This is a genomic window from Fimbriimonadaceae bacterium (assembly GCA_019638775.1).
Taxonomy (GTDB): Bacteria; Armatimonadota; Fimbriimonadia; order Fimbriimonadales; family Fimbriimonadaceae; genus JAHBTD01.
The window spans coordinates 100,377-118,469 of the sequence record JAHBTD010000003.1 but is presented as its reverse complement, the minus strand read 5'-3'; the positions used below and the strand labels follow the sequence as shown (position 1 = coordinate 118,469).

Sequence of the window (18,093 nt, the reverse complement as noted above, 5' to 3'; positions counted from 1 at the left end):
CCAAAAAGAACCAATTTCCTGTGTCTGGACGTGTCGTTCAAAACCTACAGCGCCGCGCATCCGCTATAACTCTTAGCAATGCGCAAGGCACGGCTTGGGATATTGGTTGGGATGAAGGGGCGCGGCTCAAACATGAGAGCCATCGCGGAGGCTTGTCGCGACGGCAAGATCAACGCCGAGGTGGCAGTAGTGATCACGCAAGCTGAAGGCACACCCGCAGTAGAAACCGCCCAGGCGCTTGGATTGCCTATAGCGATCATTAGTCACAAGTTAGAGAACTACGGAGTCCAGCTTAAGGACGCCCTAACATCAGCGGGAGTTGACATCGTGTGTCTTGCTGGGTTTATGCGTCTGTTGCCTAACGAAGTTCTCGAAGCTTATGAAAATAGAGTTCTGAACATTCACCCTGCCCTACTCCCGAAATTCGGAGGAAAGGGAATGTGGGGAATGCACGTGCATGAGGCCGTGGTTGCCGCAAGGGAGTCCATTTCAGGGTGTAGCGTTCACTATGTAACCGAGCATTACGACGAAGGGCAGGTCATTCTTCAACTTCAGACCGAGCTCGAAACGACCGATACACCGGAAGACGTCGCTGCGAAGGTTTTGAAGCTTGAGCACCAGGCGTATCCAATGGCGATCCAGAAAGTTTGGGAGAGGATCCATGAGTGATTTGCCCCATCATTCTCGATTCTTTCTGAGGTTTGGTCTCGGCCTTGCCAAGTTTGCCGGATGGCTTCTTCTGACCGTGTTTGGTCCCTTCCACACAACGGGAAAGTACCGCGTTCCAAAATCGGGAGGGCTGCTCATCCTCTCAAACCATCTTGCCGATCTCGACCCGGTCGCCGTTCAGGTTTCTTGCCCGCGTCCCATCTACTTCATGGCAAAGTCTGAGCTGTTTGAAATGGGTCTGCTCGGCAAAATTTTGGGGTGGTTTAAGGCTTTTCCTGTCAAGCGCGGTGAGCCAGATCGAAACGCGCTGAAAAAGGCGATTGAGTACCTCAAGGAAGGAAAAGCTGTTTGCGTTTTCCCCGAAGGCGAGCTCAGCGAATCGGGTGACTTGCTGCCGCTAAAGCCTGGGGTCGCGCTCTTGGTTCGGCAATCGGGCTGTCAAGTGATCTGCTTGGGGCTGAGGAACACGAACAAGATCATGCCATACGGAAAGCTGATCCCTCGTCCAGCCTTTTCAAAGGTGTCGGCAGACTGGGGAGAACCTCACTCCTTCGATAAAAAGTCCGAAGTCGATGAGATTATGGGTTGGGCGGAAGGCCAGCTTCGGAGCCTGACGGGGCAAGAGTTGTAAGTGGAACGAGCACAGTGCCAAGGTCGGGGTCTTTTAATCGACGGAAGGTCACGCTGTAGGCTACATCCAAGCTTGACGACTCCAACACGTCCGAGAACCGTGCGTCGAGCATCACGCGCCCACCCTCCAGGACCAGGCCCCGACTAGCGGTCCTTGCCGCAAGCTGTAGATCATGGACAGCAAGAACGATCACGTAACCCGCTTGGGCCAGTCGCTTCAAGAGAGTTGAAACTTCTAATTGGTGTCCGAGATCGAGATGAGCAGTGGGCTCATCAAGAAGGATAATCTTCGCCTCTTGAGCCAAGGCCCGGGCAAGGATCACCCTCTGGCGCTCACCCGCGCTAATCTCTTGGATCGAACGATCGGCGAGATGCAGACAATCGGCAGTGCGCATCGCTTCGGTAGCCTTAAGTCGATCCTCTTCAGAGTCGAAAAAGGTAGCGCTAAGCGGAAGCCGCCCCATCGTGACAACCTCACGAACGCTAAAGGCAAAGTCGCTCCGCTCCTCTTGGGGGACATAGGCGATCAATTGGGCAAGCTCTTTACTTCCCAATTGTCCAATCTCACGAGTTGCAACGTTCACCGAGCCCGACACAGGCGGCAGCGACCCGCACAGAGTCTTCAAAAGCGTCGTCTTGCCGCTCCCGTTCTGGCCTAGGAGTGCAATGATTTCTCCGGAACGGATCTCCAAGCTAACATCCGACAGGACCGTTCGCCCAGGATAGCCACAGGACAAAGACCGAGCAGAAAGAGCAGCTTCGCTCAATCGATCACCCCGCTGCTGAATGCGCCGTACATGGCGGCGTAGACTCCGTTTTGAGCAAGCAGTTCTTTGTGACTGCCAAGCTCAACCACTTCGCCTCGTCGAAGGACAAGGATGCGGTCAGCACGGGCGGCAGTGGTGAGACGGTGGGCGATGAAAAGGGTTGTGCGGGTGTGCATGACCTCTTCCAAAGCCTGCTGGACAACCTTCTCGCTCACCGAGTCAAGATTGCTGGTGGCCTCGTCGAGGAGGAGAACGTGCGGCTTTCGAACGAGTGCGCGGGCAATGGCGATGCGCTGCTTTTCGCCTCCGCTCAAGCCCGATCCAAGCTCACCGATAAGCGAGTTATGGCGCTCTGGGAATCGCTCGACGAAGACATCGGCATGCGCAGCTTTTAGGGCCTCAACGACCCCCTCGTCAGAGGCGTCCGCATTCCCTAACCGGACGTTGTCGGCGATGGACCCGGCAAAAAGGAACGTTTGCTGAGGAACGACGCCGATCTGGCTTCGCCACCACGCCACGTCAAGCTCCCGAATATCCACGCCGTCATAGTAAATCGCTCCCGAGGTCGGGTTATAAAAGCGCAGAAGGAGGTCAGCGATGGTGCTCTTTCCTGCGCCACTGCTGCCCACCAAGGCAAGGCTATGACCGGCGTTAATCGTAAAGCTCACGTTGTCGAGCGCTACAGTCCCATCGGGATAAGTGAAGCTCACATTTCGGAACTCGACCTCGGCCTTGGGCGATTCGAGAATCTTTGCTCCGCGAGATTCGAAGTGCTCGTCTGGGACGGAAAGCACCTCATCGTAAATCCGGTCGGAGGCGGCTTGGACCTGCGCGTAGGTGTTCTGTACGGATGCAAGGTTTCGGAAGCCTTGGTTGATCACATCGAGCGCGTAAATGAGAGCGATAAGATCGGCGACTTGAAGCTCTTGTCGGAAAGCCAGCCAACCGCAAAGATAGAGCACAAGCGCAAGAGCAACCGCTCCAATCAGCTCAACCAACGGCCTGAGAGCGGCTTGTCGGCGCGTAGCCGCCATTTGACTGCGGAAGGTCTTCTCAACCAGCTCCGAGTAGTTCTCCTCAACGCGCTCCTCGGCGGCGAATGCTTTGACGACACGGGTTCCCTGCAATGACTCCAGCGTCATTGCGTTCAGCGTGGCAAGATCGCCCTGCACTTGCGACTGGGCCAATTTCATCTTCCTTGAATTGCGATTGATCGCCACTGCCATGATCGGCAGGAAAAGCATCGTCAGTGCAGCGAGTTGCCATTGCGTGTAGATGATATATCCCAACGCGGTGATGGCCTTGAGAGGACCGTCGATGCTGTCGCGGATGATGGTGACGGCGGTCTGGTACACACCCACGTCGTTCGTAAGCACGCTCTGGATGCCTCCTGAGCGCTTTTCGTTGAAGTAGGTGATAGGAAGTCGTTGGAGCTTTTTGAAGAGCTTCAAGCGGAGATTGCTCGCAAGTCGGGCAGCGGCTTTTGAGAGATAGTAGGTCTGCCCACGCGTGAACCAGTACTTGAAGATATAGAGGACAACGACAAGAATTCCCATCAGACCGAGAATTCTTACGGCTCCGCGCGCAGTCTGAGGCTCGCGCACAAGCTCTCCCTTCATCTCCGTCAAAGCTTGGCGAACCTCTTCCGGGTCCTCCTTTAGCTCCTTGGCAAGCAGCTCCGTTTCATCCGAACGTAGCGTTTCGCGACTGGCATCTCTGGCTTGCTGAACCTTAGAAAGCGCAACCTTGACGTCACCGGTTTCTTGTCCAAGTTTCTCGGCCAAGACGGCGGCTTCGCCATCGGTGAGCACCCGCTGCTCGGTGTAGCCCGCCGCATCGCTGATAGCTTGCACGGCTGTGCGAATGAGCGGAATTTGGGCCGTTGTCAATAGAGAGGCAAAAAGCACACACACCAGCCCGACAAAGATCGTCGCGCGCTGCGATTTAAGGTCGGCAGCGAGCCGTCGGTCGAGCTTCTTAAAGATGTTGATTGCCAGGGGATGCTCCGTTCTTTGCTCTTGCTAATACGAACTCACAACCTTGTGAGCCTCAGAATTCGGCTTGGCCGGGGGCGCGATGATAAGGAATGACATCCCGCATGTTCTTCATGCCGGTGACATACATCAACAATCTCTCCAGCCCAAGCCCGAACCCTGCATGGGGCGCGCTGCCAAACTTGCGCAGGTCCAGATACCACCAGTACGCCTCTTCCGGGAGCCCAAGTTCTCTTATTCGGTTGAGGAGAATGTCGTGTCGCTCTTCGCGCTGAGATCCGCCGATGATCTCACCAATCCGAGGCGCAAGCACATCCATCGCACGAACCGTTTTTCCGTCCTCATTCTCGCGCATGTAAAAAGCCTTGATCTCTTTGGGGTAGTCGGTCAAGATCACGGGGCGGCCTACCTTTTTCTCAGTGAGCCAACGTTCGTGCTCGCTCTGGAGGTCGGCGCCCCAGTAAACCGGGTTCTCCCAAGTCTCGCCGCTGCCTTCGAGCATCTTGACAGCTTCGGTGTAAGTCAGGCGCTCAAAGCCCGATTCGACCACATGCTTTAGTGTGTCCAGAAGCGACGGCTCGATACGCTGGTTGAAGAAATCGAGGTCGGCTCCGCAGTTGTCGAGACAGTGCTGGATGACTTCGCGAAGGAATTCTTCGGCGAGGGTCATGTTGCCTTCGAGGTCGCAGAACGCCATCTCCGGCTCGATCATCCAGAACTCAGCAAGGTGGCGGGCGGTGTTAGATTGTTCGGCGCGGAAGGTTGGGCCGAATGTGTAGATGTTGGTGAGGCCGAGGGCCATCGTCTCGCCTTCGAGCTGGCCCGAAACAGTGAGGTAGGCGGGTTTACCAAAGAAATCCTCTTTGTAATCGACCTTTTGAAGGGCGGCCTTCACCTCTTCGCCGTTGGGATGGGGCTGCTCTAAGAGTGTGGTGACGGCGAACATCGCGCCTGCGCCTTCGCAGTCGGAGGCGGTAATGATAGGGGCATGGATGTAGTGGAAACCCCTGTCTCTATAGAACTTGTGGATCGCCCAACTCACTTCGCTGCGCATTCGGAAAACTGCGCCGAAGGTATTGCCCCGCACTCGAAGGTGCCCAATCTCCCGTAAGAATTCAAAGGAGGCCCCTTTCTTCTGAAGCGGGTAGGTCGCGGGATCGGCTTCGCCGTAGACTTCTAGCCCCTCTGCCGCCAGCTCGACGGGCTGTCCTGCGGCGGGGGATTCGACGATCTTGCCGTCAAAGCGCACACAAGCTCCTGTCGTGACCTTGCTGAACTCGCCTGCATCCAGCGCTCCCTCATTCACCACAACCTGCAAATCCTTAAAACACGACCCATCGCTCAGTTGGACAAAGGAGATCCCTTTACTGTCGCGGCGTGTCTTCACCCAACCATAAGCGCTAGCTGCGCTGCCGGGCGCGAGGTTGAACAGATCGCGGATATAGGAGCGGCGATAATCCATCGGGCGGATTTTACCGTTCGGTGAGCTTGGGGACCTGCCAAAATCGCCCTATGCCCCATGTTGAGCACCCGCTGAATGCGCTTGTGCAACTCAATGCAGTCGAAGCCGCGCCTCGGCTGCTTGGCTGCACTCTGGTTCGCGGAACCCGGCGTGCGATGATCGTCGAGGTTGAGGCTTATCGCGGGAAGGACGACCCTGGAAGCCACTCTTGGCATGGGATCACACCCAGAACAGCGATCATGCACGGACCTCCGGGCTTTGCTTACGTGTATTTCACGTACGGGATGCACTGGCTCTTGAATTTGGTTGTCGACTGCGAAGGGACCTCTGGGGCGATTCTGATCCGGGCGGCAAGGCCTTTATCGGGGATCGAAGAGATGCAAATGCGAAGACCAAAAGCAAAGAGGGAAACGGACTTGCTGTCTGGTCCGGCAAAGGTGTGTGCGGCGTTCGACATCGCCAAAAGCGAGAATGGAGTTGATCTGCTTGATCCAGAATTCGAGTTAAGGATTGAGGCGGGCGAACCTGTGCAGGACGTCCTGTTTGGACGAAGAATCGGGCTCGCTAAGGGTAAGGGCGACGACTACCCCTGGCGATTCATCCACGCGCAGGAGTCGGGCTGGGCTTCTGAACCTAAACAAGGCCTGGAAGCGCTCAAAGAAGGCGATTGGTCAAAGATTCTATCCTTTGCTGCCGGACTTTCCACCCCGCCCACTACGCGAGCCTGATCGATTCAACAAAGCTCTATAGTCTCGCTTTGGTGTCTTCGCCGGTCCAGGCTGAGTCAGACTCTTATCCTCAAAGTAATCCTTTCGGTACTTCATCGCCACGACAATATCGCGCTCGAACTTGCGTAAATCATCCAAACTGGACAAGCTGTTTTCTGCGGCAACCAAAGCCATGATCGACGTCAAAGGTTCAATATTCCCCGTGTTCACCTTGCGGTCCATCAAAGTTGCGAGCCCTGCTTCCGAGCGAATAACGTCGCTGACTTTGCAGTTCAGCGCTCGACCGCGCACATTCAAGCTGATTGCGTCGTTGCCCGGATAAAACTCTTGCTTGGCGTGGAGAATCTGAGCGACCCGGTAAGCCCGGCTCTTCAATCCGGACCGTTGGAATACAGCGATGAGGCGCTTGTCGTTAATGATCTTGTCCGCAGCCGCAGGCCCCACAAGCTCCGCACCAGTAGCCGGATCGAGAACAATCAGCTTGCAATCGGCGTCGATGTCGATGCCAAAGGCTCGGAAATCAGTAGAGAATCCCGACTCATTCTGCAGTTTATAGTTGCGCAGCATCCTGCCAAGCGCGCCTGAGCCATCGCGCTGGCATGCAAATTGGATGAATCCAACGGAAACGAACCCCGTGTCGTAGGTGTTAACGCTGTCGAAACCGCCCTCAAGAAGTGAGACCGACGCCATGATTCTCTGCTCTGACTCCGTGAGTCCGGCCTGCTTGAAAATCGCGTCAAGCTCTTCTTTGGGCAGTTCACGAACCTTCTTGCCACCCGACATCACCCCCCGTTCAAACCGGTAGTACGCATAGCGGTCGCGCATATTCACGTTGTCTTCGTATCGCACTTCGTCGTTATCGCCAAACCGAATGGTGTAGCCCACCGGGGTGACCGCCTCAGCAAAGTCGGGAGGATTACCTGCGAGAAGGATCAGACCAAGCGGCGCCGGGCCGGGATGTTCCGGTTCGGGCTGGTTAAACTCTACACCTCGACCTATTATCTGTGCGTTTGTCTCAGCCGCTCGCTTTCCGGTCGACCAGCGATCATAAACTATCTTGGCTTCAATCCATTTCTGCCAGACCTGTTGCTCGGCGTTTTGAGGGACAGCGTCTTGAGTTGGAGGGACTTTGCCCATGCCCCTGACTTTGTTGTAGTTCCAAAGCCACGTCGAACCGGCAACGGTTAATCTAACGGTGAATGGACCGGTTTGAGTGGCCCAATTTGGCGCTGTCGCGGTGTAGCGTCCAGGCTTGTTCCAATATGCAACGACATCCGATCGTTCCTTTTCCGAAAAAGCGCCTGCCCACCCGGTGACAGCTATTCCCGTGCCTAAGATGATTGAGGCTATTCGCAACATCCTTGTTTGCTCCAAAGCTTCAGGTCAGAAGGGAACCGATCATGCAGTCTCCTTCCACGCTATTGTAACGCCTTTGTGAGGCTTCTAAAGAATATATCGGCTCAAATCGACATCCTTCACAAGTGCGCTAAGCCGAGATTGAACGGATTTTGCATCGAGTGTTATCTTCTTCTCTTCGATCTCAGGAGCCTCAAAAAGTAGCTCTTCAAGCAGCTTCTCCATCATTGTGTGAAGTCGCCGTGCTCCAATATTCTCAGTCTTTCCATTGACTTCAGCGGCGAGCTTGGCAATTTCATCAACACCGTCCTCAGTAATCGTGAGCTTAATACCCTCGGTGCCGAGCAGAAGTTGATACTGCTTGATGAGGGCATTTTCGGGCTCGCGCAAGATGCGACGGAAGTCCTCTTCGGTAAGCGGTTCCAGTTCAACCCGAATGGGAAGTCGGCCTTGAAGCTCAGGAATGAGGTCGCTTGGCTTGGACATGTGAAATGCCCCAGCTGCAATAAACAGAACGTGATCTGTTCGTATCGGGCCGAACTTACTCTGTACCGTCGAACCTTCGACGATGGGGAGCAGGTCTCGCTGAACGCCCTCGCGGGACACGTCGGGTCCGGAGCCCCCCTGCTTGCCGGCGACCTTGTCAATCTCGTCAAGGAAGATGATGCCTGTCTGCTCGGCGCGTGTGATCGCATCGCGATTGAGCGTGCTGCGGTCAATCATCTTTCGGGCTTCTTCATCAACCAAGATCTGCTTCGCCTCGCCAACGGTGACTTTCAATGTGGATTGCTTTGAGCCGAACGGGTTCGACAGGCTGTTCATATCGAATCCCATCTCCTCGATGCCTTGCGGGCTGAAAACCTGGACGAATGGATTCGATTGTTCCTCTATGTCAATCTCGACGATGTGATCGTCAAAATCACCCTTTTGAATCTTCTTGACGAGCTTTTTCCGCTCTTGGGCAAGCTTCTTCTCGTCAACTTCTACGACTTCCGTTTCTTGGTCGGGGTAGTCGTCATCTATCTTTGAACCAAAGACCTCAAAAGCCTGTCGGAAAACCGGGTTATCCATGATCTGCGAGTCCGGTCTGGCCCGCTTTCGCACACGAGTAGGCTTGGGGCCGGTGTCGACCATGTCAACCAGTCGTTCCATGGCTCGACGTTCTGCCTCTTGCTGCACCGCATCGATGCGTTCTTTCTCGACAAGGCGGACCGAAGCAGCAACGAGATCACGAATCATGGATTCAACATCTCGCCCAACATAGCCGACCTCGGTGAACTTGGTGGCCTCAACTTTGACAAAAGGCGCCTTCGCAAGCTGAGCCAGTCGCCGTGCTATTTCGGTTTTGCCGACCCCGGTGGGACCGATCATCAAGATGTTCTTAGGGAGAATCTCCTCCCTTTGCTTCGCGGGGAGCTGCTGCCGGCGATAACGGTTGCGCAACGCCACAGCCACCGCCTTTTTGGCGGCATTTTGCCCGACGATGTAGCGGTCGAGCTCGCTTACGATTTGACGTGGAGTCAAGTCCTCAATAGGGAGGCTCATAGATGGATGCAGGGTACCACCCTTCCAGTACGCCCGGCAGGGGGCATCAGTTCGGAATGTTCGCGAGTTCGCCTTTTAGGTGGTTCAGCCAGTCGATGTTTTCGGGATCGACATCGTTGAGTGTAGCAAGGTAGAGCGAGACGAAATCACCCAAAAGGGTGAGCGTTAATGCCTTTTCGAGCAGGCTGTCGCCTTTCGCTTGGACCACGATATGCTCCGCTCGATCTCCGATCAGGTCAAGCGTGATCTTGCCCCTAGCCTGCATCTTTGCCGACTCCGTCCCATCCTTCAAGACGACAACGACCCACTGCCCGACACCCTGGTCTGTCGCCTTAACCCAACCAAGGACTTCGTTATGGTTGAGTTCGGGGAACCGTGCCGAGAACGTCATGTTCTTGGCGTTCTCGTTGATCTGGCCCTTCCACCGGTATGCCACAACTCCCTGCCAAGAGCCGAGCCCGTAAATGACGCTGAGCTTTCCATGAAGTTGGGCTGCAATCTGCTTTGCTTGATTCTGCTCAAACGGCACCTCGACGGCACACGATCTTACAACCTCTTCAAGCCCGGCAATCGTCTCAGCAAAAGGTTGCGGAGGGATCAACCGGAACGACTCAGCCGCCACCAGCGCTGGCACAAGCGAATAGCCCAGTGCCGTTCTTGGCGGTTGTCCGCCAGGAATTTGAATTACATCAAAACCATCGGCTCGTGCCAATTCGGCGAGCTTGCCGCCGCTCGTCGTGGCGAGGATAGTCGCGCCTTTCGCCTTCGCAATGGCATACGCAGAAAGAGTCTCCTCGGTATTGCCCGAATAACTGGATGCAATGAGGAGCGTGCCGCTATCTACGCAGTTGGGGAGCGAATAATCGCGATTCACTTGAAACGGCACCGACCCCTGGTCCTCAATGATCGCGCTCAGAAAATCGCCACCGATCGCCGACCCTCCCAAGCCAGACAGAACGACGAACGACGGATCAAACTTTAACGGTTGAAGCGTCGTCTTTTGTGCGATATCAAGGGCTTTGCGGCATTGATCCGGGAATTCGCATGTGAGGCGATACATCCCTTTGGGATCGTTGCGCAGCAGGTAGTCGCGATCGTCGAGGATGTGTGCCATCACTCGTCCGCGAACGGGTCGTACTCGTCCTCTCCAGGGGCAGCGGATACAGCTGCAGGAGCAGCGGCTACGGCATGGCTTCCACCACCACCTCCACCCGCGTCGTCCCGAGGTCGATCCAGCCCTTGCACGGAGTCCGCGACAACTTCGACAACTTCGCGCTGTCCGCCGTCGCTCGCAACATATTTACGCGATTGTAGGCGGCCATCCACAGCAACGAGTCTGCCCTTCGACAAGTAATTGGCGACGAACTCGGCTGTCGAACCCCAGCAAGTAACGCGGAAGAAATCGGCGTCGGGGGAACCGTCGTTCGGCTTGATGCGCTTCTGGACGGCGATCTGGAAGTCGGTCACGTTCTTGCCGGACGTCGTTGTCCGCAACTGCGGATCATGCGTCAAACGACCGACGAGGACAACTCTGTTAATCATAACGTTATGTTAGCCGATCAACCTTCGAGTTTGAAGATGCGATGACGAATCACGTCGTCATTGTTGCCAAGCTGGCGGCTGAGCTCTTGGGGCACGTCGGCAGCCGATTCAAAGTTCATGAGGATGTAGGTGCCTTCTTTGAAACCTTCGATCTCGTAAGCAAGCTTTCGCTTCTCCCACTTTCCAGCTTTGGAGACGGAGCCTCCCTTGCTCTCGATGACGCCTTTGTAGCGGTCGGCAAGTTTCTGAACATCGCCATCGCCGATTGCCGGCTTGACAATCACCATTGCTTCGTACTTTCGTGAATTCATAGATTTTCCCTGTGGACGGATTTTCCGGCTCAGGCTTAGCCGAGCAGGGGTATAGAGGAGCGGATTGTACCCGAGCATGGTCTGTCGCGCCTGTCATTTCGGGTCTTCGGACCGTTCCATTTTTTGACTTTCGGCATTGTCGGAGCTACTGACAAACATTTCAACCGGTAATTGTGCGGGAAGCATGCGATTACCGTTGCAAAAATGAACGAATTGTCATATATTGAACGAACCAAGCCGGGCGTGAGTTGTTCACGTCTCGCTTTGACGTCCTTTGGTTTGGAGGAGATGAGTTGAAAAAATTAATGATTCTTGGGCTTAGCGTCGTGGCATCGTCCGCGATGGCAGTTACCTTTGGCCCGGGTGCTGGATTCGATATTCCTGACGCTAGCGCAACCGCTGGCAGCTCGACAATTAACGTAAGCGGTCAGCCTCCCACAGTTGGCACGCTGAACTGGGTTGAGATTAACTTCTGGCCGACAGGTACAGGATCTTCGCACCCATCGATGCACACGTGGGTTGGCGACCTGATCGCTAAGTTCACGCACGTCGGTACGGGCACGAGCGTTCATCTGATGAGCCGCGTCGGTTCGGTAACCGCTGGTGGCGTTGGCGACTCGAGCAACGTTGCTGGTCGGTATCGATTCTTCTCGGCGGCAAGCGGCGCAGCTAGCTTTGCAGCAGCAGCAGCAGCAGTTGGTGATGGCGTTGTCATCGCAAACGGCGACTATGCTCGTTCCACCCATGCGTTCGGCGCAGGCGCTGGCAACAATAGCCAGGGCATCGCTCAGTTCAACGGCAACGACTACAACGTCTTCAGCGGCTTAGCCATGAACGGCGATTGGAGACTCGATGTCTGGGACAGCGTTGGCCAGGACCTCGGCACAGTTGAGAGCTGGTCGTTCGACGCAACCCCCGTTCCCGAGCCCGCCACCATGGCTGTTCTCGGTCTCGGCGCTCTCGCGTTGATCCGACGCCGAAAGGCAAGCAAGTAATCGTTTAAAGCACGATCACAAAGAGAGGTCTTGTGTAAGCAAGGCCTCTCTTGCTATTTCAAGCGATGTCTGGCGTGTTTTAGCGCAAACATCCAGAAGGCAGGCCACCAGACGATGTCGTTGAATAGCACAGTCCAGCCAAAGACCCACGGCAGATCGCCTTGTAGCGCAGCCCACAAAAAACCGACTGGCCCGAACGTTTTGCCCGCCAAACCGATCCATACAAAGTGAGCGTAGCGAATTGGATCGCGGGCGAGCAGATAGTAGCCGAGTCCATAAACCAATACCATCATGCCGATGCACTGGAAAAGGCTCAGATAGTTTGGCGGAGGCATGCCAACAAGCTCAAAGATGAGGTTGGGGAATAGGATCACACCGACTCCCCATGCCACGTTGTAAAGTGCGGCGGCATAAAACCAGGCTCGGAACTTGCCAAGATGCCCTTCCGTTGACCCGTTTGTATCATCGCGCATGACGTATTCTATGTTTGCACGTCGAACTATAGTCACGCTCTTGAGGAAAATCGAAACTTATGCTTAGCGCACTTCTTTGCCTTGTCGGGATGATCGCCAATCCTGCGCCAACCCTTCCTGCCGGAACAAGCGCCGAATTTCAGCAGCTCTATGGCAGCGTTATCCAGGCCACCTCAGAGCGCAACTTTGCCGAAGCGAAAAAGCTTTCCGCGCTTTTACCGAAGGAGAATATCGTTATCCAATGGGACGATTCCAAGGTTCCTGCCCACCTTCGCAACGAGTTTGCCGAGGCTAGAGACCGCGTGTTTACTCAGTGGCGACAGTTCATGCCGCAGTTCACGATGAAGATCGGCACGAAGCCAGATATCAAGTTTACTTTTGAGCCAAAACTTGCCCCCATCGCAGGCAGCAAAGAGGTACCCGCTGCCGTTCACTTCTTCGGATACTCGCCGGAGGACCCCCGGCTAGAGGTCGTTATTGGACTTGAAAGAGGTGACCCACCACTCCCGAGCGAGGCCACCGACATCCATAACGAAGTCGCTTATGGATTTGCGCTGTACTTGGGGCTTGCCCGAACTCCAAACTTTGGAAGCTACACAACGCGAGCCGAAGTCCCGACGGCCATCTTGGTGCGGCCTCACCCCGGCGAAATGAACCTTGCGCGAATGCTTGTGGAAATAGGCGACCTCGTCAAAGCCTCCATCGCAAAATCTGAAGAGCTTTCCTGGAATCCGCCGAAAGCAACGATTGACAAGATGATGTTCGACCTGGGCACGATCCCACAAGGCCAGATTCGCGAATTCTCCTACCAACTCACGAACATCGGGCATGGCCTTTTGATGACTTCGATGATCCCGGACTGTGGATGTGTGGCTCAACCCAAGGTAGAGCCCATTGATGCCGGGCAATCGCGATTGATCCATCTGGCGGTTCAGACCGCAGATTTTATTGGTGAGCAACATAAGGCGATCCTTGTTTACACAAACGATCCAGACAACCCAACACGAGAGATCAAGGTTCGGTTTTACGTTGACCCTGCCTATCGGTTCCTTGTCCCGGACGGCGAGATCATCAACGTGGACGCTAAGGGGGGAACACGGGAAGTCTTCCTGACTGTCCCAGAGGGTTCGGACATCGTGCCCGAAGACGTGCGCCTTGACGGACTCCCAGCAGCAGTCACAACACAAGCTTGGTCGGGAGAACTTGCCGATCCAATGCTCAACGAGCCAAAAAAGCAGAGAAAAGGTTACAAGTTCACCGTAAACATCGAACCCGGCACCTACGTTGGCAGAAACTCCACGACATTGGTTGTCAGCACAAAGAGCAAGACTCTGCCCGTGCTGCGACAGCAGCTCAGCGTTCAAAGCGGCATCGTTGCGATGCCCGAAACGATCAACCTTGGTCAGATATCGAGAGGTCCAAAAAGGGCGAGTTTCCTTGTCAACAGCGCTCAGAAAGACTTTGAAATCCTAAGTATCGAATCGAATAGCCCCTTCCTAACTTTCACTCACAGACCCGTTAGGGGCAAATGGGAGCACCGAGTGACGATTCAATACGATGGCAAGGCCCCTGACGTACGCATTGAAGCCACGATCAAGGTGAAAACCAACGATCCCAAAACGCCGGTTGTCACTGTCCTCCTGCGAGCCCTCCAGAGATGAAACTATGGGGGTTGCTTGCAGCCCTGACCACAATTGCTGGAGGCTGGGCGATTCAGGCAAAGCCGGACACGCCCTTTGTCGTCGTGTTGGGTGGCGATACCGATGGCTACCTCTCGCCATGCGGCTGCACGAAGCCGATGTCAGGCGGAATAACGCGAAGGGCGACCGCTGTACGCTCACTCATTGGCGAACGCCAAGGGATGTATCTCGAAAATGGCGCATTTGTCCACGGGCACAGTCGGCAAGATGAGCTCAAGGCAGAAGCTCTCGCCGAAACGCTCAAAGCGATGAACGCAACGGCAATTCACTACTCCTTCCCAGAAAGCCAGCTTGGACCGGGGATGCTCCTTGCAATGCAGCAGCTCTCCGACGATCGGCTGGTCACGTCATCCATCGCTACATCGTCAACTTTCAACGTCCCTCAGACCATTCCAAAAGGGCCGTTTCTGATAGGGGCTGTTGACCCTCGAGCGGATTCGATGGCATCGGCTCTTCGAGAAAAGGCCATCGGAGTAGACACCGCAATAACAAACCTGCTGAATGAGGCAGAGCGGGCCGGTCTGCAGCCTATTCTCATGCTGCAGGCCGGGAGAGATGTAGCTGTAGATATCGCGAAACGATTTCCAAAACTCCGATTGATTCAGTACCGCAGTGGCAGCAACCCTCCCCAAGCGCTCGAATACGTGGGCACGACAGCGATAGCCTCCCCTGGAGAAAAAGGCAAACACGTGATCCGCCTCCTCTACACCGGGGGCAAGTGGACGGGCTATGCTGCCGTCAAACTAGAACCCCACTACGACGACGACAAGAAGGTGAAGTCGATCTATGACGACTACCTGACCCGCGTCGCCGACGAAAAGCTGCTCGATAAGCTGCCGCGCATCAAGACAGACGCATTCTCAGGGAATGCCAAGTGCGGATCGTGTCATGGCGAAGCGCTCAAAGTTTGGAAGTCGTCCAAGCACGCCGGAGCGCTTAAAACACTCGAAGACGAAAACCATGGCCGTGACCCAGATTGTGTTTCTTGCCACGTGGTTGGCCTGGAGAGCACACTTGGCTTCCGATCGCTCAAAGAGACCCCCCAGCTTGCAAACGTGGGCTGTGAGAGCTGCCACGGTCCTGGCGATAAACACTCGCTTAAGCCAGAGTTCTTTAAGATGGGCAAGGTTGGCGAGAAATCATGCGCCAAGTGTCATGTTCCGGAGCACAGCCCGAATTTTGATTTTGAGAGCTACTGGAAGAAGATCAAGCACTGATGTGGAAAAGACCGTCTTTTTCCACACTTCCATAGTTCAAATTATTATAAAAACCGTAGAAAACGAGCGAATATTGCCCTATCCACTCAGAAAAGGGATTCTATTTCAGGATAATCTGCTCTTGATTCCCCCGGCTGTTTTGTAATATCACTATCTGGGGAGAGGAAAGCACGCGCTGAGACCTCTTGACTAGCCGACCCTCGGGATGGCAGAGCAGTATGATGACCGCATATTCCACGATTCAAGAGCGTCCCAAAAAACAAGATGTTTCCCCGTTGCGACTGTCCGAAGTGCTCTTTAACGCAGATCGGAACGGCTTCAGAACTTTCTCGGTCCTGCCCTCGAACGTCGACGCCGTGGAGGCCGCTCTGCTTTTTGCAAACGGACTCAACCCTTTTGTCGTTCTTCACGGGCAAAGCGGGTGGGGAAAGACGCACCTTCTCGAATCGGCGGCAATGCACCACCGCAAACTCTTCCCAGGTTCGAACGTACACGTTCTCTCCGCGTCAGAGTGGGTCACCGGCTTTTGGTCGAGAATGCAATCCACGCCGTTGATTCTCGATCACGTTCAGGATTGCCTATCCCTTACTCGGCAGCGCTTGCAATTGCGGCTTGCGCTGGAGCGGCGCTTGAGGGCAGGGTGGCCAACTCTCCTTAGTTTGACCGGCGAGCGCCTCCCCGCCAACTTCTCCCAAGTGATCCCTAACCTACGAGAGTGGCAAGTTGCCTCCATTCGTCAACCGGAGAAGGCCGAGCGACAGGTTATCGTCGATGCAATGGCAAAGCGGGAGGGGCTTGTCCTTTCTGACACGCTGCGCAACATACTTGCCGGCAAGCTTGACGTCAACGGCAGATCCTACGAAGGAGCGTTGAATCGCCTCAAGCTAAGCGGCAATCGTTGGCTCTCCGACGCCGAGGTCATACGCGCGTGCGGTCTGCTCAACCCCTATTTCTCGGATTGTCCGAACTGGGATCTCGCCGATGCGATCGTTTCATCCGCTAAGTCCCAAATGGATTCGGAGCGTGAGGCGGACCAACTTGCGCTGTATTTGATGCTAAAAATTGCCTGCCTCAACGAAGAGGATGCCGCGCGTTCCATGCGAATCGAACCTTCGGCCGCCTATGCTGGGGCGAAGGCCTTTTCTGGTCGTTTACTCGTCGATCCTGCTGAGCAAAAGTGGCTCGAACGGGCCAGCAGAGAGTTAGTCGTTCAGCTTGAAAGATAGCAAACCCGGCAATTCTAACGTTCGTATGGTCGCGATTTTCGTGTTATAACGCAAGCGTAGTTTATTATTTGAGTCTGAGAGGGTCGTTCTTTGGGCGGTTTGTACGACTTCTCGAGGTACCTTCTTTGTGGGCTCATCTGGGTTTAGTACAGAAAAAAGTGCGGCATTGAAACTCGTTTCTGAGCTCAAGCTCTTGCCAGTCTGGGTCAATCCAGATAGCCTAATATCGAGCGCTAGGCTGCTGCTGCAAGGGCACAATATGCGTACCATTGCTGTCCTCGACGGAGTTCGTCTCGTCGGGGCTCTTTCGCTGTATGATATACCTGCAGATGTCCCAGAACTTGCAAAGGTAAGCGACTACATGCGACCCACGGGTTTCGTCGTACATAGCGAGATGACTATCCGGCGTCTCGCCGAAGAATTCCATACCCAGAATCTCGATTCTGCCCCTGTTGTCGCTGGCGAAAAGTACCTTGGTATAGCAACTGCCACAATGCTCCTCAAGGAACTGCTCCGGACGTGGGACCCGATTACCGGCCTGTCCTGGAGCGACCGGCTCCGTGACTGGGGAATTGATCGCCTCAAAGAAAGCGAAGAGCTGACCATCATCTTCCTCGATATCGACGACTTCGGTCTGTATAACAAGAAGTTCGGACACATCGTAGGCGACCGCGTTCTTCAAGTTGTTGCCGAATGCCTTCGGGAACTCATCGACGAAGACCGAGACCTGCTCGTACGTTACGGTGGCGACGAATTCGTACTTGCGACAGTCCGCTATCAAGTCACCGCAAAAGAGTTCGCCGAAGCCGTGCGCGAACGTGTGCGCGTTATCAACATCAGCGACGCCGAAGAACCCATCTCACTCTCGATGGGTGTCTCGGGTGGACGTAGGAGCAAAGAGCGAGAAAGCATTCACTACGCTGCTACACTGGACAACCTCATCAACCTCGCCAGCCAAGACTGTCAGGTTGACAAGCTAAACCGCAAGAAGCTCAAGAACGGATTCGTCCCCGAAGAGCCACGATTTGCCGTAGCTGCCGCTCCAGAAGAAGCAATCGTCGAAACTCCAGAGGTTGGAATTCGAGTTGATGAAGTGTTCGCCGACGAGGCGAACCCCGCAGGGTTGACAACTGTTTTGCTTAGCCGCGGCCCGGACGTCGCTTCCGGCGTCCACTCAAGGGCAGGCGGATCGGTCGTCGAATCGGTGGTTCACGCGACTGCCAAAGCCATCGAACGGCTCACGCCAGGAATACAACTGCTCATCGACGACGTACACCTCTCCGAGCGCGAGAACGGCACCAAGTACATTGCGGTAACCGGACGCCTTGTCAGCGATGGCGGACAAATGCCGATCTCGGCCATCAAACCCGTTGACAACAACCTCAGCCTTAGCGCAGCTCAAACCGCGATTTTGGCGATAGAATCTTCGCGCGTTTAAGTCCTCACTCTCAGGGATGACCAAAATGCCCCGTCTGCTT

Annotated in this window: 17 protein-coding genes; 8 read left to right on the top strand and 9 right to left on the bottom strand. The window is 55.0% G+C overall.

Annotated features, from left to right (window positions below; translation table 11 throughout):
• Positions 1-78: 78 nt before the first annotated feature.
• On the top strand, positions 79-669 hold the full coding sequence (gene purN, locus KF784_12155) for a phosphoribosylglycinamide formyltransferase (GenBank protein MBX3119813.1): 591 nt from the start codon (positions 79-81) through the stop codon (positions 667-669).
• Entirely contained in the window at positions 662-1,300 is a 639-nt protein-coding gene (locus KF784_12150; protein ID MBX3119812.1) for a 1-acyl-sn-glycerol-3-phosphate acyltransferase, read from the top strand. The genes purN and KF784_12150 overlap by 8 nt, the downstream gene beginning before the upstream one ends.
• On the opposite strand, the gene KF784_12145 is transcribed toward KF784_12150, so the two are convergent.
• The 3 genes from KF784_12145 to asnS form a co-directional block, all read right to left on the bottom strand.
• Positions 1,248-2,066, bottom strand: coding sequence for an ABC transporter ATP-binding protein (locus KF784_12145; GenBank protein MBX3119811.1), 819 nt, complete (start codon positions 2,064-2,066; stop codon positions 1,248-1,250). The two genes, KF784_12150 and KF784_12145, sit on opposite strands and share 53 nt — an antisense overlap.
• Positions 2,063-3,955 (bottom strand): ABC transporter ATP-binding protein, encoded by a 1,893-nt coding sequence (locus tag KF784_12140; protein ID MBX3119810.1) that lies wholly within the window; start codon positions 3,953-3,955, stop codon positions 2,063-2,065. The genes KF784_12145 and KF784_12140 overlap by 4 nt, the downstream gene beginning before the upstream one ends.
• A 160-nt stretch (positions 3,956-4,115) precedes the next feature.
• A complete protein-coding gene (asnS, locus tag KF784_12135) occupies positions 4,116-5,522 on the bottom strand; it encodes an asparagine--tRNA ligase (protein ID MBX3119809.1) in 1,407 nt (468 codons plus the stop codon).
• Between the two features lie 50 nt (positions 5,523-5,572).
• Here asnS and KF784_12130 point away from each other — a divergent pair, with 50 nt between their 5' ends.
• Positions 5,573-6,250 (top strand): DNA-3-methyladenine glycosylase, encoded by a 678-nt coding sequence (locus KF784_12130; protein MBX3119808.1) that lies wholly within the window; start codon positions 5,573-5,575, stop codon positions 6,248-6,250.
• Here the strand turns inward: KF784_12130 and KF784_12125 are convergent.
• The 5 genes from KF784_12125 to rpsF all read right to left on the bottom strand — a co-directional run bounded on the left by KF784_12125 (position 6,203) and on the right by rpsF (position 11,004).
• On the bottom strand, positions 6,203-7,609 hold the full coding sequence (locus tag KF784_12125) for a hypothetical protein (protein MBX3119807.1): 1,407 nt from the start codon (positions 7,607-7,609) through the stop codon (positions 6,203-6,205). The genes KF784_12130 and KF784_12125 overlap by 48 nt on opposite strands.
• A gap of 84 nt (positions 7,610-7,693) precedes the next feature.
• Positions 7,694-9,151 (bottom strand): ATP-dependent protease ATPase subunit HslU, encoded by a 1,458-nt coding sequence (gene hslU / locus KF784_12120; GenBank protein ID MBX3119806.1) that lies wholly within the window; start codon positions 9,149-9,151, stop codon positions 7,694-7,696.
• A gap of 46 nt (positions 9,152-9,197) precedes the next feature.
• Complete coding sequence (locus tag KF784_12115) at positions 9,198-10,265, bottom strand: bifunctional phosphoglucose/phosphomannose isomerase (GenBank protein MBX3119805.1); 1,068 nt, start codon at positions 10,263-10,265, stop codon at positions 9,198-9,200.
• Positions 10,265-10,693: a single-stranded DNA-binding protein gene (locus KF784_12110; protein MBX3119804.1), complete on the bottom strand. Its 429-nt coding sequence runs from the start codon at positions 10,691-10,693 to the stop codon at positions 10,265-10,267. The genes KF784_12115 and KF784_12110 overlap by 1 nt, the downstream gene beginning before the upstream one ends.
• A 17-nt stretch (positions 10,694-10,710) precedes the next feature.
• A complete protein-coding gene (gene rpsF / locus KF784_12105) occupies positions 10,711-11,004 on the bottom strand; it encodes a 30S ribosomal protein S6 (GenBank protein ID MBX3119803.1) in 294 nt (97 codons plus the stop codon).
• 293 nt (positions 11,005-11,297) lie between these two features.
• Here rpsF and KF784_12100 point away from each other — a divergent pair, with 293 nt between their 5' ends.
• Positions 11,298-11,999, top strand: coding sequence for a PEP-CTERM sorting domain-containing protein (locus KF784_12100; GenBank protein MBX3119802.1), 702 nt, complete (start codon positions 11,298-11,300; stop codon positions 11,997-11,999).
• Between the two features lie 53 nt (positions 12,000-12,052).
• Here the strand turns inward: KF784_12100 and KF784_12095 are convergent, their stop codons facing one another.
• Positions 12,053-12,472 carry a hypothetical protein gene (locus KF784_12095; GenBank protein ID MBX3119801.1) on the bottom strand — a complete coding sequence of 140 codons (420 nt, stop codon included), beginning with the start codon at positions 12,470-12,472 and terminating at the stop codon, positions 12,053-12,055.
• A 59-nt stretch (positions 12,473-12,531) separates the two neighbouring features.
• Here KF784_12095 and KF784_12090 point away from each other — a divergent pair, with 59 nt between their 5' ends.
• From KF784_12090 to KF784_12075, 4 genes are all read left to right on the top strand, one after another.
• Entirely contained in the window at positions 12,532-14,133 is a 1,602-nt protein-coding gene (locus tag KF784_12090) for a DUF1573 domain-containing protein (protein ID MBX3119800.1), read from the top strand.
• An 11-nt stretch (positions 14,134-14,144) separates the two neighbouring features.
• On the top strand, positions 14,145-15,389 hold the full coding sequence (locus KF784_12085; GenBank protein ID MBX3119799.1) for a cytochrome c family protein: 1,245 nt from the start codon (positions 14,145-14,147) through the stop codon (positions 15,387-15,389).
• A gap of 218 nt (positions 15,390-15,607) precedes the next feature.
• Entirely contained in the window at positions 15,608-16,615 is a 1,008-nt protein-coding gene (locus tag KF784_12080; GenBank protein MBX3119798.1) for a hypothetical protein, read from the top strand.
• A 259-nt stretch (positions 16,616-16,874) separates the two neighbouring features.
• Positions 16,875-18,053 (top strand): diguanylate cyclase, encoded by a 1,179-nt coding sequence (locus KF784_12075; protein MBX3119797.1) that lies wholly within the window; start codon positions 16,875-16,877, stop codon positions 18,051-18,053.
• The last annotated feature ends 40 nt before the right edge of the window (positions 18,054-18,093 follow it).